Consider the following 15593-nt stretch of genomic DNA (forward strand, 5'->3'; position numbering starts at 1 on the left):
AAATAGCATCAGAAGGATCAGGGTATCCACTGGCGCTATGGCGCAAAACAAGGGAACTATCAGGATGACAATCATTTCTGCGACAGGCAATCAGTCAGCCGCTACGCTGCTGGCCGCCACCAAAACCACGGCAACGGTGACCGCTGTCGCCAGCCAGCAAGCGGCGGCGACGCAATCGACTTCCGTGACGATCGGGCAGGCGACCAGCAGCACGCCGGTTTACGCCATCACCAAACCGGCGCTGGTGTGGGAAAATGCATCTGCCGATCTTATCTCGTCGAAGCTAGCGGGAAATTTCAGTTCTGCGGGCAATGCGGCGCGTTTTGCCGGGCTGGGTGCGGCGCTGCTGGAGCGCTTTACCACGGAGGCAGGCAGTTATTCGCAATCTGTCTTAAAGCAGACGGCGGGTCAGGCTTCCTCCGTCAACATCGCGCAATCGCAACTTCATACCAAAGCGGATAACCAGATCACCCTGAGCGTAAAAACGGCCAGCGGTGCCTTGGTAGATATTACGCTGGACAGCGATGCCGACGGTCTGGGCGTGCAGGTGAACGTCACCAAAGGCACGCTCAGCGACGCCGATCGCACGGCGCTGGCCGGTCTGGCCGACGGTTTTCAGAAAGCCATCGACGGGCTGACCGCGCAACCGCCAAAGCTTGATCTGAGCGGATTAACAAAATTCGATACCTCAGTGCTGTCTTCCGTTGATTTGCATGCCACGCTGGGCACCAAAAACAACGTTCAGACGCTGGATTTCCACGCCGACGCCAGCACGCGTTCGGTGAAATCTACCGGCGAGCTGGGCACGGTGGATATCAGCGTCGACATGAGCAAACGCGCACTTCCCGGTACCGACTCACAGCAGAAACAGGCGCTGAATCAGTATCTGAAACAGTTCAGCAGTGCGGGAACGCGGGGCAACGCCGACTCTTCGCTGATGGACATGTTCAAAGACGCATTTACTGCGCTTAACAGCAATTACGGCGCGTCGGCGACAACGTACAAAAGCAGCGGACCAGAACCGGTTCACTTCTCGCTGACTAAAACCGACAAAAACATGATGTCCGGGCTGGCCGATTTCACGGCGTCAGTGACGCAGACGCCAACGGATAAAACCAACCCGATGCGCCCTGACGAAGTGGATACTTTCTCTTATCAGGTTTCGCAGGCCAGCACGATCACCGGCGACAGCACGCAGAACCGCAATATTACGCAAAAGCAGCAGTCGCATCTGGTCGCGAGCTTCCACCAGTCATTAACACCGGGGCTTCAGCTGAATCTGACCAGTGACCGGGATTCGCAGAATTATCTCTACTATCAGATTGATGATAAAGCCGAAAGCACGATGTCGGTGCAGTACCACAAAGGGGCGCTGGTGAGTGCGTCTGTGGATCAGTCGGCCAGCACCTCAACGCATATTCAGAAGTATGTGAAAGGCTGGCTGGAATCAGACACGACGACGCCGGTGGAAACGTCAAAAACCACTGATTTGCTCGGCAAGCTGCAATCCGCGTGGCAAAACGATGCGCCGCGCATGTCGTTCCGGGATTATCTGGCGCATCAGTCGCTGCCGGATCTCAGCGGTCTGGTGTTGCTGGAATCGGACCCGGTGCAGCTGAAAAACACGTCGGCCTGAATCTGAGTCTCTCAAAGTAACAGCCTCGCAGGAGGCTGTTACTCTTTCTGCTTACATCTCAAATTTCGTTCCCTGCACGGTGATTTCTGCAAATTGCAGATGGTGCATGAACTCGCGTAAAATCAGCAATGTGGCCGCGAAATCATTGCCATCCGGCAGCCCTTCAAAGTGCGCAGGACGCCCGTTAATCACCAGTGCCAGCCGGTCAAACGTCCGTTCGACGGCGTCGAGCGACAGCGTCATCACCTCGTTTTCTGCCACACCGGCAATGCGTGCCAGCGCGCGGATGTCGTTGTCGGTGCTGAACAGCGCCGCGCCTGCGGGAATGTCGTGCCGGATACGAATAATTTCATCTTCCACCACCATAATGGCGGTTTCCATTTCGTCCGGCGTGGGCGGCGTGTGGCGGAAATAGCCCACAGACGTCAGCTGTGAGCCCAGCGTCAGCGGCAAAATCTTGTCTTCAGCCGCGGAATTTCTGACGACAATTTGCGTCTCTTCGTGGCCGATATGCAGTAATACAGCGGGTGTGGTCATCGGTTTCTCCCAATCGATAGATTTCTAACATACTCCCGGCCAGCAGGATCAGGCAATTCTCAGACAGTATTGGTCTATCTTCCTTTCGCCCGCCGGTCTTAGCATGAAGACTCACAAACCGGAGGCATTCATGAAACAGATTAATCAAATCTATATTAACGGCGAGTTCGTCACCCCGCACGGCACCGAAGTGATGGACCTGATCAATCCGGTGACTGAACAGGTCGCGGCGCAGGTTCGTCTTGCCGATGAAACCGATACCCGCCAGGCGATCGCTTCAGCAAAAGCTGCTTACGTTTCTTTCTCACGGACCAGCAAAGCGCAGCGCATTCAGTATTTACAACAACTGCATGACGCAGTACTGGCGCGGGCAGACGCGCTGGAAGCAGTGATGAGCGCCGAATATGGCGGCTCGCTGGCGATGGTGCGCGGCACCGTAGCGCGGGCGTCCGGCGCATTTTTGCAGGCGATAAAGCTGCTCAGCGAGTATGAATTTGTCCGCCAGATTGGCAGGGCGAAAGTGGTGATGGAACCGCTGGGCGTCGTCGGGCTGATCACGCCGTGGAACGCCAGCTACGGTTTCATCTGCAACAAAATGGCGACCGCGCTGGCGGCGGGCAGCACGGTGGTGATCAAGCCCAGCGAGCTGAGCGCGAGCCAGACGCAGTTGCTGACAGAGTGCCTGCATGCCGCAGGTTTACCGGCGGGCGTGTTTAATATGGTCACCGGACGCGGCGACGTGGTCGGGGCAGAAATTACCCGTCACCCTGATATCGCGAAAATCTCCTTTACCGGGTCGACGGCGGTGGGCAAAGCGATTGCCCGCGGCGCGGTAGATACCCTGAAACGCGTGACGCTGGAGCTCGGCGGCAAGTCGCCTAACATTCTTCTGCCAGATGTTAATCTCGAAAAAGCTATTCCGCTGGCGCTGGCGGTTGGCACGATGAATAACGGCCAGGCATGCATCGCCGGCACCCGTTTGCTGGTGCCGGAGGAACGGCTGGAAGAAGTGAAAGCGCATCTGGTGCGCGCGGTGGCGAACGTCAAAGTGGGCAACCCGCAGCAGACGGATACGCAAATCGGCCCGCTGGTGACGGCAAAACAGTACGACCGCGTGCAGAATTATATCCGTCTGGGCATTGAAGAAGGTGCGGAACTGCTGTGCGGCGGCGAAGGGCGTCCGGAAGATTTAAACAGCGGTTATTTCGTCAAACCGACGGTATTTGTGAACGTCACGCCCGATATGACTATCGCCCGCGAAGAGATTTTCGGGCCGGTGATTTCAGTGCTGACCTACCGCACTGTCGAAGAGGCGGTGCAGATGGCGAACGATACGGTGTACGGCTTGCAGGCGTATGTCAGCGGGGAAAATCGTCAGCAGGCGCGGGAAGTCGCGGCGCAGATTGTGGCTGGACGGGTATTCGTCAACGGCATGTATGACGCGCCTGATGCGCCGTTTGGCGGTTTCAAACAATCCGGTTTAGGGCGCGAATTTGGCACTTACGGGCTGGAAGCGTATCTTGAGCCGAAGACCCTGATCGACGATGAGTGAAGAGACTATGAATCCCCTGATGTCCCTGAGCGCGCGCGTTTTGCGCGCCTTTTCAGCCCTGCCGCCGGATGAAAATTCCTGTCCGACGGCGCTGCCGTGGCTGTCGTTTATCCGTTTCACGCATCCGACGGCGCTCAATAAAGGCATGCTTTCTCCGTCGATGTGCCTGATTTTACAGGGCCAAAAAAAGGTGCTGATTGGCGCGGAAGTGGTGGAATACGGCGCGGGCAGTTATCTGCTTTCGGCGATTGATATGCCGGTTTCCGGGCAGGTGACGCAGGCGACGGAAGAGACGCCGTATCTGGGGATCCGTATCGATCTGGATCTGAAAGAAATGGCCGATCTGATGATCGACATGCGGCTCGATCCGCTCCCGGCTACGCGATCCGGCGGCGTCACGTACGTGGCAAAATCCGATGACTGTCTGGCAGACGCCTTTTTGCGGCTGGTCGTTATGCTGGATATTCCGCAGGATTTACAGGCGCTCGGGCAACTGGTGAAAAAAGAGATTATCTACCGGCTGATCACCGCACCGGAAGGCGGCCATTTTTATCAGCATTTGCTGTCGTATTATCAGGGGAAAGGCGTGAGCGAGGCGATTGTGTGGATCAAAGCCAATTTCGCGCACCCGCTGCGGATGGATGAACTGGCAAAAATTGTCGGCATGAGCGTTTCGAATCTGCATCACCGTTTCAAGGCGCTGACGGTCATGAGCCCGCTGCAATACCAGAAACAGATCCGTTTACTGGAAGCGCGCCGTCTGCTGCTGAGCGGCAATATCGACGCGGCGACCGCGGCATTTCGTGTGGGCTACGAAAGCCCGTCGCAGTTTAACCGGGAATACCGCCGCTCGTTTGGCGCGCCGCCGTTGCAGGATATCGGCCAGCTCAGACAGCAGGGTGTAACGCTGTAGTGTGCGGCGGGCTGCGCCGCGCAAACTCCTTCACCATCCAGTCAATAAACACCCGCACGCGGGGCGAAAGCTGACGGTTACGCGGATAAAGCAGCGCTACAGGCAACGCGCCGACCGGGAAATCCGCCAGAATTTGCACCAGCGTGCCCTGCGCCAGATCGTCGGTTAACCCGTAATGCGGCACCTGCATAATGCCCATTCCGCGCCGCGCCGCTTCTTTCATGCTTTCCGCACCGTTGACCGACAAACTGGTTGGCAACATCACTTCCCGCGCTTTCCCGTTCTGATGAAAAATCAGCGGCAACAGGCCGCCGGTCGCGCTTGAGCGGTAACCAATCATCCGGTGATTAGCGAGATCGTCCGGCGTTTCCGGTATACCAAAACGCGCAAGATACGCCGGGCTGGCGCAGGTGATTTCCGACAGCGTTCCCAGCGGACGCGTCACCATATCGCTGTCTTTCAGTTCGCCCGCGCGGATCACGCAGTCGATACCTTCACGAACCAGATCGACGAAGCGGTCGCCTTCGCTCAGATAAAATTCGATCTCAGGATATTGCGCCAGAAAATCCGGCAGGCCGGGCAAAAGAAAATGCCGGGCCAGCGAACCGTGGACGTCCACCCGCAACAACCCTTTGGGCTGCGCACCGGCGAAATCCATCTCGGCATCTTCCACGTCGGCCAGAATGCGCAGACAGCGCTGATAATACGCCTCGCCGTCCAGCGTCGGGCTGACATGGCGCGTAGTGCGTTGCAACAACCGAGCCTTCAGCCGCACTTCGAGCTGCTTAATGGCGTCGGTCACCGTCGAGCGTTTCAGGTTCAGATCCTGCGCGGCCTGCGTAAAACTGCGCAGCTCTACCACGCGGGTAAACAACCGCATACTGTCGAGCTTATCCATGATGATTGTTCGCCTTTTCCGGATAGTGATAACGAATATCAGGTAATTATCCGGCACCGTCAATCGGCTACTCTTTCTTCATCGACAGCAGATCCTATTCACTTAACAAGGAAACACCTCATGACGACATCCAGACAGAAAGTCGCGCTGGTCACCGGCGCATCACGCGGTATTGGCGCAGCCATCGCAGAACGCCTGGCACGCGACGGGTTTACCGTGATAGTGAACTATTCCCGCGGCGCGGCAGAAGCCGACGCGGTGGTGAGTAAAATTGAACAGGCAGGTGGAAAGGCCATCACCGCGCAGGCCGATGTCAGTGACGCGGCGGCAGTGAGCCGGATGTTTGCCAGCGCAGAACAGGCGTTTGGCGGGGTGGATGTGCTGGTAAATAATGCCGGAATTATGACGCTTTCGGCGATTGCTGATACCGACGATGCGACGTTCGAACGCCTGATCGACATCAACCTGAAAGGCACGTTCAACACGCTGCGTGAAGCGGCGAAACATTTGCACGACGGCGGGCGGATCATCAACTTCTCATCGACTGTCGTCGGGCTGTATCAGCCGACGTACGGCGTGTATGCCGCGACCAAAGCGGCTGTCGAGGCGCTGAGCCGTGTGCTGACCAAAGAAATGCGTGGCCGTCAGATCACCGTCAACACCGTCGCACCCGGCCCGACGGCAACGGATTTATTCCTCAGCGGAAAATCGGATCAACTGGTGGAAACCATCGCTAAAACGTCACCGCTTGAGCGCCTCGGTCAGCCGGAAGATATCGCCTCCGTCGTTGCATTCCTCGCCGGTCCCGATGGCGCCTGGGTCAACGGCCAGACGCTGAAGGCCAATGGCGGGATTATTTAATCTGATGAGTTCACGCGTACTGCGCTTCGCCGTTGCCGAAGGACCAGTTTTCTTTCGGCACTTCGACCAGACTGATGAATACGTCTTCGAGGCGTAGTCCGGCTTTTTCGTGCAGACCGTACGCTACGGCGTGATAGAACGCCTTTTTCATCTCTGTCGTGCGGCCTGCGTTCAGGGTTATCTGGATAACGATGCAGTTCGGGCTGCGCTGTATATCCAGATAGTCCGGTGAAATCATCATTTCTGCCGGAGAGTGTTCGGAGATAACAATAAACTTGTCGTTTTCCGGCACACTGAGTGTGTTGCGCATGGCGTCGTACACCACATCGCCAACGGTTTTGCGGTAGGTTTCGGGTTTTCCTTCAACCATATCAATACGTACAAAAGGCATTTTATTCTCCTCATTATTTTCTGTAGGGCGCGCATCTCTCAGGATGCGGCCTTTCTGGTATGCAACACGAGGAGCCGGTCTGTCGAGCGATTTTTTGTACGCACCGGTAACCTGTTTTACACCGTAGCCGCTTTGCGCCTGAACATCTCCAGCCAGGCCGGACGGCAGAACATCACCAGATTCCCCAGCAGAATAAGCGCCAGTCCGACAATGGCATTGATATGCCACTGATAGCCTTCGTAGAAGGTGGAAACGGTCAGCGCCACCAGCGGGAACAGCAGCGTGCTGTAAGCCGCCTGACTCGCGCCGATGCGTCCGACCAGCGTGAAATACATGCCAAAAGCCAGCACCGAGCCAAATACCGAAAGATAAACCAGCGAACCGAGGTATTGCGGCCTCAGGTCGATGGCGAAGGACGCGCCCTGAACCAGACTCAGTGCGCCCATCACCGCGGTGCCGTAAAACATCGCGTAAGTATTAGTGGAAAGGACATCCAGGCCGTGGCGCTGATGGCGCGAGCTGATCATATTACCCAGTGAGAAGCCGTACGTGCCGAGCAGGCTGAGGCCGATGCCTTTGAGTAATTCCGGTGCGATATGAGTCGCGCTCAGGTCGTGCCAGAACAGGGTCACAATGCCCGACAGCCCGAGGAGGGAGGCCGGAATGACCGCCGGTGCCAGTTTCTGGCGAAAAAACAGCATGCCGTTGAAGGCGTTAAATAATACCGCCATCGAGAAAATCACCGATTCCAGCCCGCTGGTGATGTACGCGGCGGCGTGGTAGAAGCAGTAAAAGTTGAAGCAAAAAACACAGCACCCCTGCACCATGCAAAACAGATGATCTTTCAGCGCCAGAAGGCGCAAACGGCGGGCGGCCAGCAGCGCCACCAGCATAATCACGGCAGAAAGCAGGAAACGGTAAAAAATCGAAACTGTCACCGGTACAGCGCCCTGTTGCAGATAAATGGCAAACCAGGTGGTGCCCCAGATAATAATCACAGAGATATACAAAAACACATTCATGGACTTCTCTCACGCAAAGTATTGATTGAACGAGATTCTGCCGGAATATGGCGCGACGGGATTTCAGCGGCTTGCGGTGAGTTGCATATTCTTGCGCATTTTTTGCGGTTCAGTGGCAGCAAAATCTGGCTCAACCTGTATCTGAAAACGTAAACTGGATCTCCTCTTTCCTCCACTCGGTGCTCATCATGGCGAAGGTTTATCAGGCTTTCGAAACGCTGCGTAAGCATAAAGCGGTTCTGCACGACAGTGTGGCGCTGGGCTCCGGCATTCAGCTGGCGGCCTGGTCGAACAAAAACGACATCGTGACGCAGGAAAGCCCGGACCATCACACGCTGAGTCTTTACGTCGCCGACGGTTATGAGTGTTATCACAAAACCCGCGGCGGCTGGCGTAACGGCGGCGGGCCAGATCGTTTTTGCCTGATGCCAAAACACAGCATGTCGAGCTGGGATGTACGCGACGATTTGTCGTTTGTGCATCTGTATTGTTCTGACGATCATCTGCGGCATCTGGTGGAGCAAACGTGGGATCGCAGCCCGGCGTCGATTCAGGTGGAAGAGCGCACGTTTGAGGAGGATCCGCAGATTACGCTGCTGTATCGCCACTTTTTGCTCAGCAGCCAGTGGCAGGAAAACAGCAATCAGCTGATGCTGAGCAGTGCGGCAAATCTGCTGATGGCGCATCTGGTCAAAAATTACACCCATCTGCAATGGGCGCTGCCGGTAGTGCGCGGCGGGCTCGCGCCGTACATTCTCAACCGTGTAAAAGACTATATCCACGCGCACCTGGCGGAGCCGTTATTGCTGCCGGAACTGGCGCTGCTGGCGGAACTCAGCGAGTTTCATTTTGCCCGCATGTTTAAACTCAGCATGGGCATGGCACCGCACCAGTATGTGATGAATGCGCGGCTGATTCAGGCGGAAAATCTGTTAAAGAACAGTACACTGGACATCACTTCCATTGCGCTGGAATGCGGATTCAGCTCCGCCAGCCATTTCAGTAACCGCTTTAAATCGGTGCGCGGCTTGACGCCTTCGGCGCTGCGAAGCGGCATTATTGTCTGATTTCCTTTTCCGGCTAAAAACCCCTCTTTCCGACCGAACAATTCCAATGCTAAGTTAATGGTCATCGGAATAAATCAGAAAAACTCAAAGGAAAATTATGCTAATTCAGGCACCCGTTCTTGAAACCGAACGTTTGATTTTGCGCGGGCATCGCGTGGAAGATTTCGACGATATCGCCGCACAGTGGGCCGATCCTGCCGTTGTGAAATATATCGGCGGCACGCCGTCCACCCGCGAGGCCAGCTGGAGCCGTTTGCTGCGTTATCCCGGCCACTGGCAGATGCTCGGTTTTGGCTACTGGATTGTGTTTGAAAAGCACAACGATGCGGAAGGGGCGTTTGTCGGGGAAATTGGTCTGGCAGATTATCAGCGCGATATCTCGCCTTCGCTGAACGGCATGGCGGAAATGGGCTGGGTGGTTTCGCCAAAATTTCACGGCAAAGGCTATGCTTCTGAGGCCGCACAGGCGGTGCTGAATTGGGCAGAAGCCAGCCTTGATCGCCAGCTGTGCTGCATTATCGAGCCGGAACATCACGCGTCAATCCGGCTGGCGGAGAAGTGCGGTTTTGTCGCGCAAACAGACACGATGTATCACGGTACAAAAACGCGGATTTTTATCCGCCGTTAATCGTTTCCACATTGAGGGGAAGTCATGCTGAAAATTCTGGGTAAATCGCCGTCAATCAACGTGCGTAAAGTCTTGTGGACCTGCTTTGAGCTGGGACTGGAGTTCGAACAGGAGCAGTTTGGTTCGGGGTTTCAGTCCACGCAGACACCGGAATTTAAGGCGCTGAACCCGAATGCGATGGTGCCGGTGGTGCTCGACGGTGAGTTTGTGTTGTGGGAATCCAACGTGATTTGCCGTTATCTGGCCGCGCGGGAAGGGCGCGAGGATTTGCTGTCTTCCGACCCGAAACGCCGTGCTCTCACGGAACAGTGGATGGACTGGCAGGCGGGTGAGCTGAATAATTCGTGGCGTTATGCGTTTCCGGCGCTGGCGCGCAACAGCCCGCAGCATCAGGATCCGGCACTGATTGATGCCGGTGTCAGCGAATGGAACCGCCACATGCAAATGCTCGAAGAACAATTGCAGCGCAGCGGTGATTACGTGCTGGGAGATAATTTTACGCTGGCAGATATTCCGCTCGGGCTGGCGGTAAACCGCTGGTCGATGACGCCGATGTCGCGCCCGGCTTTGCCTGCGGTGGCCGCCTATTATGACCGGTTAAACCAGCGTGAAGGTTTCCGGCTTTATGGAAGAAACGGCCTGGTCTGAGCCGCTCACACCACGAAAAATACGACGCCGCAATGTCCTTCGCGGCGTCGTTGTATTCTAAACCGTTCCCTTTATCTTTCGGGCAGAGATAAAAGATAAAGGGCCGTTTGATGACTCAAACAGACGCATCGGTTTATTTAAAATCAACCCTCATCAGTTCAGATATTGTCTGACCGCGGGTGGAAGAAACACATTTATCAATATAACTTTTGAAGGCGGCGGGTTTAGGAATACCCATATTCAGCAAGCGCGAATTATCAAACTTCACATTTAATTGCGCAAAGCCGCCGTAAAGTTTAATTGCACGCAAAATTATCTTGTCATTACACGGCCCGAGCACGTCTTTAAACTGTTTACGGATACCGGTAAATTCCTGATAACTGATCTGCTGATATTCACTGATAATACGCGATGTATTATTGGCTTTTGCCACTGACGTATCTATTTCATGGAATGGCGTACACATTTCTTCACCGGAAGAAATATGATAGAAACTGTGGTTCAGTTCAGCCGCAAGGCACAATTTCACCAGCACCATGGCGCAATAATCAACCGGAATAACATCTACCTGATCGTCGAGCGTACAGGTAAATTTCTTCAGTTTAATCGCCATCATGAAGACCCAGAAAATGCTGCTCGACGGCTGGCAGCCATACTGTGTGTGACCCACAATGATTGACGGACGGGCGACCACAAACGGCAGGTTCGGGCATTCGGTACGAACCAGGTTTTCGATGGCGCGCTTGGAAGCGGTGTACTGCACCAGATCTTCGTTGTGTTCGTTGTCCGGCATGCCTTCATAGAAGACGCTGTCTTTGTCCGGCATGGATGCCATCGCGGTGCCAACGTGGACAAACCGTTGCAGGCCTTTGACCTGCGCCATGCGTTTGGCGAAAATCAGTGAACCTTCAACGTTGACACGCCACATCGCCGGATTATTACCAAATGACGCAATCGCGGCGCAGTTAATAACATGTGTGACATGATCTAAACGCGGATCCTGAATAAAGTTCTCCGGTTCAGAAAGGTCGCCGGTTAATATTGATTGCTCATTAATCGCGGCAAGTTGTTCATCCGACAATTCAAACTTTCTCAAATTGTCGATAATTCTGGCGAGTCCCGTCGCACTATCGTCAGCCCTGACTAAAAGTAATAATTGGTTTTTAGAACTTAATTGTTGACGAAGAATATATTCAACAACCGCTCCGCCCACGAAACCTGTAGCGCCGGTAATTAAAATGGTGTTCATAACGATGACCTGCAACGGGAAATTAACGGCACAGTATCACCCCTATTCTAAACGGAACGTATACCAGATTTTTCCGCAAGTAAACGCAACCTCAACAGCACGAAAAGCTTAAAATATTAAAAAAGTTCCGTTGTCATGAAAATTAAATAATCGGGCATCATTACTTACAATGGGAAATAATTATCAGGTGTGAACAAAATAATGAAGTCAAATTAACGCGGGGTGTTTATGCGCTATCGGCGGGCGCCGGTGGGCATTTTCATCGCAGAATGAGAAGAACCTGTGCGCAGAAAGTATCCACTCCTGCGCCACTACGTTAAACTGTAGCCTTGAGTATAGTGAGAAAGAAGGATTAAGAAAGGATGACGCGAACGGCGTGTCTGGTGTGTAATGCAGGGAATATTGCGCAGGTCATTCCCTCATGCGCTGAAATAAGGTACAAGGCTGCATGAAAATCCCAAATAGAATCCAACCTCTGGTGGATGACGGCCTGATCGACGATGTGGTCCGTCGTTTGAAAAGTGGCAAAGAAGCCGACGTGTACACCGTTTTATGCGGTGAAGAGATTCGTTGTGCCAAAGTTTATAAAGAAGCCACACAGCGTAGTTTCAAGCAGGCCGTGCAGTATCAGGAAGGCCGAAAAGTCCGGAACACCCGCAACGCGCGTGCGATGCAAAAAGGGTCAAAATTCGGGCGCAAGCAGCAGGAAGAATCCTGGCAAACGGCAGAAGTGGATGCGCTGTTCCGTCTGGCAAACGCCGGGGTACGCGTGCCGCAGCCTTACATTTGTCTTGATGGCGTGTTGCTAATGGAGCTGATCACTGACGCTGACGGCGTGGTTGCGCCGCGTCTGAGCGACGTTATCCTGACCGAAGAAGAAGCCGTGGCGGATTTCGAAACCATGATCCGCAATATCGTGCGCATGCTGTGCGCGGGTATCGTTCACGGGGATTTGTCAGAATTTAACGTGCTGATGGATGCCGACGGGCCGGTGATTATCGACCTGCCGCAGGCCGTGGACGCCGCCGCGAACAATCATGCCGAATCGATGTTTGAGCGCGATGTGAATAACATGACCGAATATTATGGTCAGTTCGCGCCGCAGTTGCTGGAAACGCGTTATGCGAAAGAAATCTGGGCGTTATACGAAGACGGCAAACTGACGCCGGAAACGCCTCTGACCGGTCAGTTCGCCGAAGATACGCATAAAGCGGATGTGGATTCCCTGCTCGATGAAATCATCGCCGCTGAAGATGAGTACTATGATCGTCAGCGCGCAATGAAAGAACGGGATTTATAATGCCCTTCATACTTCGAGCTGCAGATGCGTTGGTTGCACTCCGTAACCCGAATCACTTACTTGTGTAAGCTCATCGGAATTACATCGTTGGCCGCCTTCCTGCAACTCGAATTATTTGGGTATTTTTGATTATTCCTGCATCACCGAATGTTTTCCGCAAAAACCGGCATTTTGCAAAATGTGCTGGCCGGTTTCTGAAAGAATAAATTCTGCCAGCGGTTTGCCCTTTTCTGTACACGTCGCGAGTGCATAGCGCGCCCGCACGTTGTAATCGGCCGGTACGTTGAACACTTCCAGCGCATCATTTTCCCGCAACAGCGTGGCATAACTGGTATAGCCGATAAACACATCGGCTTGTCCGCTGCAAATCAGCCATTCTGCCGCCAGTTTGCCTTCCGGAACTTTGGCCGATTTCGCGCCACCGACCAGCCGCAGCGCTTTATTACGCAAAGCCTCGCCCGCGCCCGGATGACGCCGCTCAATCAGCTCAAACATCTGCCAGGTGTAATCGCCGGAAGGATCACTTTGCGGCGTGGAGGTCGCCAGACGAAAACGCGAGTCGAGCAACACATTCAGCCAGTTCAGTTTTTCCAGCTCCGGCCCTTTGCGCGCCGTCACGCACAGGTTGTTTCCGCAGAAAACGTCCACTTCCAGCGCCTTGCCATGTTGCTGCAACGCCAGCGGATGCGCGGTGTTGGCCGAGGCGAATAAATCGACTTTTTCGCCCTGTTCAATTCTTTCGCGCAGCAGCCCGGCGGGGCCGAATTCGGTCACCACTTTGCCGCCGGTTTTATCCTGAAAAGCCTCACACAGCGGTGCCCATGCGCGGCGCAGGCTCCCTGCGGCCAGCACTTTGATCGAGTTTGTCATCAGAGCTCCTTGTCACATTACCCCAAAAAAGTACGGCACCGGGATGAGGTTATTTCCCCGCGTGCGTCGCTTCTGCGGCAGGTTTGAAATCTGTCCGGTAGAAGCGCTGATAATAGGCGTCAGCCTGTTTTTGCATATCGATGTCGGCGAATTTTTGCGGATACAGTTTTTTCGCCATCCACAATTCACCAATCGCCAGCGCTTCAGGCATCGGGTAGCCCCAGGCTTTGGCGTATTCCGGCATCAGATAAACGCGGTGATTTTTGACCGCATCAATGCTCTGCCATTTCGGATCATGGTTGATCTGACCGACGACTTCCGGATACCTGTCCTGCACGAAGATCACCTGCGGATTCCAGGCGATCACCTGCTCAAGTGAAACCTGTTTGTAGCCTTTCACGGTCGCGGCGGCCACGTTGAGCGCGCCGGCATGGGACATCATCAGCCCGGTATATTTGCCGGAACCGTAGGTGGTCAGGTCAGGATTGGCCATATAAGTGCGAATGCGCTGGTCAGCCGGAACGTTTTTCAGGCGCGTGCTGGTTAACTGGCGCTGAGCAAAAGTATAGTCGATCAATGACTGCGCCTGTTTCTGGCGGTTGACCACTTCCCCGATCAGCTGGATCCCTTTCTTCAAACCTTCGGTATACGCCTGATCTTCATCCGGTAGCACCGGATTCATCTTATGTTCCTCACCTTTCGGATCATCACGTAAAGAAACGGCGACGACTGCGATGCCGGTCTGGCTGATCTGGTCGATCATTTCCTGCGGCGCATAGTTGGTGACGAATACCACCTGCGGATGCAGGGCAACCACGCTTTCCAGATTCACGCTGGTTAAATCGCCCACCACCGGCGTTTTTTCCAGAGATGGCGCGAGACGCACATAACCACTGCCCAGTTGCTGTTGCCAGTTGTTGAGCACGCCGACGATATCTTTGGTCGCATCAAGCTGAACCAGAAGATTGAGCGTCTGGTGTTGCAGCACAACCACGCGGTCAACCTGATCGGGAAGGGTTACCTGACGCCCGAGCTGATCGGTGATCTGGCGTGAGGCCAGAGCGGATTGTGAGGAGAAGCTCAGGACAAGGCCGAGCAGCAAAGCGGATGGCAGTAATTTGGATGAAAATGCGCGCACGAAGGAATTCCTCTGTTTTCGTTGTGCAGAGGATTATATAGCGTTAATAAAGGACTGAATATGACCACAGACAAAGCCGCTTTCAGAAACGGCTTTATCTGTTTTATGGCGCTATTTACGTCCTTCGAGCAGCATACGCACCGCCAGTCCGCCCAGCACCGCGCCCATAAACCAGCGCTGAAGCACCATCCACAACGGGCGACCGGCCAGAAACAGGGCAATATATCCCGCTGAGAGTGCGATCAGGGCATTGAAGGTAAAGCTGACGATGATTTGCGTGATGCCCAGCACCAGAGATTGTGTGAGGACGTGGCCTTGCTCTGGAACGATAAATTGCGGCAATAAGGTCAGGTACAACACTGCGGCTTTCGGATTCAGTAAATTGGTCACCAGCCCCATGGTAAACAGCTTTCTGTTGCTGTCGCGCGGCAAATCTTTGACCTGAAACGGCGAGCGCCCGCCGGGTTTCACTGCCTGCCACGCCATATACAGCAAATACGCCGCACCGCCGATCCGCAGGGCGTCATAGGCAAACGGCACCGCCATGAGCAGCGCGGTAATGCCGAGTGCCGCAAACAGCATATAAAACAGAAAACCCAGCACCACGCCGCCAAGGGAAATCAGCCCGGCTTTCGGGCCCTGACACAGCGAGCGCGAAATCAGGTAAATCATGTTTGGGCCGGGCGTTAACACCAGACCAACACAAATCAGTAAGAAGGGGATCCAATGGGCGGCGTCTGGCATGGTTTTCTCCGGCATCACGCTGAAAAGTTAAGCACACAGATATAGAAGGTTTTACGCTGTTTTGGCAAGCGGCAGGTTGTCATTTTTTATTCATCAATTCCGGTGCATTCTATGACCGTGTATTTTTTCTTCAGACTGA

Annotated in this window: 16 protein-coding genes; 8 read left to right on the top strand and 8 right to left on the bottom strand. The window is 54.4% G+C overall.

The window, feature by feature from the left end; translation table 11 throughout:
• Positions 1-64 precede the first annotated feature (64 nt).
• Complete coding sequence (locus tag GW579_RS19510) at positions 65-1636, top strand: hypothetical protein (protein ID WP_165061267.1); 1572 nt, start codon at positions 65-67, stop codon at positions 1634-1636.
• Between the two features lie 51 nt (positions 1637-1687).
• Here GW579_RS19510 and GW579_RS19515 read toward each other — a convergent pair whose 3' ends face one another.
• A complete protein-coding gene (locus GW579_RS19515; RefSeq protein WP_165061269.1) occupies positions 1688-2173 on the bottom strand; it encodes a hypothetical protein in 486 nt (161 codons plus the stop codon).
• 130 nt (positions 2174-2303) lie between these two features.
• On the opposite strand from GW579_RS19515, the gene GW579_RS19520 reads away from it, so the two are divergent.
• A complete protein-coding gene (locus tag GW579_RS19520) occupies positions 2304-3725 on the top strand; it encodes an aldehyde dehydrogenase family protein (protein ID WP_165061272.1) in 1422 nt (473 codons plus the stop codon).
• Entirely contained in the window at positions 3718-4638 is a 921-nt protein-coding gene (locus tag GW579_RS19525; protein WP_165061275.1) for an AraC family transcriptional regulator, read from the top strand. The genes GW579_RS19520 and GW579_RS19525 overlap by 8 nt, the downstream gene beginning before the upstream one ends.
• On the opposite strand, the gene GW579_RS19530 is transcribed toward GW579_RS19525, so the two are convergent.
• The gene (locus tag GW579_RS19530) at positions 4613-5536 is read right to left on the bottom strand and encodes a LysR family transcriptional regulator (protein ID WP_165061278.1); all 924 of its coding nucleotides are present in this window, start codon (positions 5534-5536) and stop codon (positions 4613-4615) included. The genes GW579_RS19525 and GW579_RS19530 overlap by 26 nt on opposite strands.
• A gap of 120 nt (positions 5537-5656) precedes the next feature.
• Between GW579_RS19530 and GW579_RS19535 the strand changes: the two genes are divergently transcribed.
• The gene (locus GW579_RS19535) at positions 5657-6397 is read left to right on the top strand and encodes an SDR family oxidoreductase (RefSeq protein WP_152327403.1); all 741 of its coding nucleotides are present in this window, start codon (positions 5657-5659) and stop codon (positions 6395-6397) included.
• Between the two features lie 10 nt (positions 6398-6407).
• Here GW579_RS19535 and GW579_RS19540 read toward each other — a convergent pair whose 3' ends face one another.
• On the bottom strand, positions 6408-6788 hold the full coding sequence (locus GW579_RS19540) for a tautomerase family protein (protein ID WP_152327402.1): 381 nt from the start codon (positions 6786-6788) through the stop codon (positions 6408-6410).
• Positions 6789-6904: 116 nt separating this feature from the next.
• Entirely contained in the window at positions 6905-7810 is a 906-nt protein-coding gene (locus tag GW579_RS19545; protein ID WP_165061281.1) for a DMT family transporter, read from the bottom strand.
• A 188-nt stretch (positions 7811-7998) separates the two neighbouring features.
• On the opposite strand from GW579_RS19545, the gene GW579_RS19550 reads away from it, so the two are divergent.
• From GW579_RS19550 to GW579_RS19560, 3 genes are all read left to right on the top strand, one after another.
• A complete protein-coding gene (locus GW579_RS19550) occupies positions 7999-8877 on the top strand; it encodes an AraC family transcriptional regulator (RefSeq protein ID WP_152327470.1) in 879 nt (292 codons plus the stop codon).
• A gap of 97 nt (positions 8878-8974) precedes the next feature.
• Positions 8975-9505, top strand: a complete 531-nt coding sequence (locus GW579_RS19555; RefSeq protein ID WP_165061284.1) for a GNAT family N-acetyltransferase — start codon at positions 8975-8977, stop codon at positions 9503-9505.
• A 24-nt stretch (positions 9506-9529) separates the two neighbouring features.
• Positions 9530-10153 carry a glutathione S-transferase family protein gene (locus tag GW579_RS19560; RefSeq protein WP_165061287.1) on the top strand — a complete coding sequence of 208 codons (624 nt, stop codon included), beginning with the start codon at positions 9530-9532 and terminating at the stop codon, positions 10151-10153.
• Positions 10154-10286: 133 nt separating this feature from the next.
• Here the strand turns inward: GW579_RS19560 and GW579_RS19565 are convergent, their stop codons facing one another.
• Positions 10287-11402 carry an SDR family oxidoreductase gene (locus GW579_RS19565; protein WP_165061290.1) on the bottom strand — a complete coding sequence of 372 codons (1116 nt, stop codon included), beginning with the start codon at positions 11400-11402 and terminating at the stop codon, positions 10287-10289.
• A gap of 448 nt (positions 11403-11850) precedes the next feature.
• Here GW579_RS19565 and GW579_RS19570 point away from each other — a divergent pair, with 448 nt between their 5' ends.
• On the top strand, positions 11851-12702 hold the full coding sequence (locus tag GW579_RS19570) for a PA4780 family RIO1-like protein kinase (protein ID WP_152327397.1): 852 nt from the start codon (positions 11851-11853) through the stop codon (positions 12700-12702).
• A gap of 129 nt (positions 12703-12831) precedes the next feature.
• Here the strand turns inward: GW579_RS19570 and GW579_RS19575 are convergent, their stop codons facing one another.
• From GW579_RS19575 to GW579_RS19585, 3 genes are all read right to left on the bottom strand, one after another.
• Complete coding sequence (locus GW579_RS19575; RefSeq protein ID WP_165061293.1) at positions 12832-13572, bottom strand: molybdate ABC transporter substrate-binding protein; 741 nt, start codon at positions 13570-13572, stop codon at positions 12832-12834.
• Positions 13573-13621: 49 nt separating this feature from the next.
• Entirely contained in the window at positions 13622-14710 is a 1089-nt protein-coding gene (locus GW579_RS19580; RefSeq protein WP_152327395.1) for an ABC transporter substrate-binding protein, read from the bottom strand.
• A gap of 111 nt (positions 14711-14821) precedes the next feature.
• Positions 14822-15454: a LysE family translocator gene (locus GW579_RS19585; RefSeq protein ID WP_152327394.1), complete on the bottom strand. Its 633-nt coding sequence runs from the start codon at positions 15452-15454 to the stop codon at positions 14822-14824.
• Positions 15455-15593: the final 139 nt, after the last annotated feature.

Source organism: Rahnella contaminans, from assembly GCF_011065485.1.
GTDB classification, from domain to species: Bacteria; Pseudomonadota; Gammaproteobacteria; order Enterobacterales; family Enterobacteriaceae; genus Rahnella; species Rahnella contaminans.

Coding starts and splice junctions, on each gene's coding strand:
- GW579_RS19510 (WP_165061267.1), top strand. CDS start 65: ATGACAATCATTTCTGCGACAGGCAATCAGTCAGCCGCTACGCTGCTG.
- GW579_RS19515 (WP_165061269.1), bottom strand. CDS start 2,173: ATGACCACACCCGCTGTATTACTGCATATCGGCCACGAAGAGACGCAA.
- GW579_RS19520 (WP_165061272.1), top strand. CDS start 2,304: ATGAAACAGATTAATCAAATCTATATTAACGGCGAGTTCGTCACCCCG.
- GW579_RS19525 (WP_165061275.1), top strand. CDS start 3,718: ATGAGTGAAGAGACTATGAATCCCCTGATGTCCCTGAGCGCGCGCGTT.
- GW579_RS19530 (WP_165061278.1), bottom strand. CDS start 5,536: ATGGATAAGCTCGACAGTATGCGGTTGTTTACCCGCGTGGTAGAGCTG.
- GW579_RS19535 (WP_152327403.1), top strand. CDS start 5,657: ATGACGACATCCAGACAGAAAGTCGCGCTGGTCACCGGCGCATCACGC.
- GW579_RS19540 (WP_152327402.1), bottom strand. CDS start 6,788: ATGCCTTTTGTACGTATTGATATGGTTGAAGGAAAACCCGAAACCTAC.
- GW579_RS19545 (WP_165061281.1), bottom strand. CDS start 7,810: ATGAATGTGTTTTTGTATATCTCTGTGATTATTATCTGGGGCACCACC.
- GW579_RS19550 (WP_152327470.1), top strand. CDS start 7,999: ATGGCGAAGGTTTATCAGGCTTTCGAAACGCTGCGTAAGCATAAAGCG.
- GW579_RS19555 (WP_165061284.1), top strand. CDS start 8,975: ATGCTAATTCAGGCACCCGTTCTTGAAACCGAACGTTTGATTTTGCGC.
- GW579_RS19560 (WP_165061287.1), top strand. CDS start 9,530: ATGCTGAAAATTCTGGGTAAATCGCCGTCAATCAACGTGCGTAAAGTC.
- GW579_RS19565 (WP_165061290.1), bottom strand. CDS start 11,402: ATGAACACCATTTTAATTACCGGCGCTACAGGTTTCGTGGGCGGAGCG.
- GW579_RS19570 (WP_152327397.1), top strand. CDS start 11,851: ATGAAAATCCCAAATAGAATCCAACCTCTGGTGGATGACGGCCTGATC.
- GW579_RS19575 (WP_165061293.1), bottom strand. CDS start 13,572: ATGACAAACTCGATCAAAGTGCTGGCCGCAGGGAGCCTGCGCCGCGCA.
- GW579_RS19585 (WP_152327394.1), bottom strand. CDS start 15,454: ATGCCAGACGCCGCCCATTGGATCCCCTTCTTACTGATTTGTGTTGGT.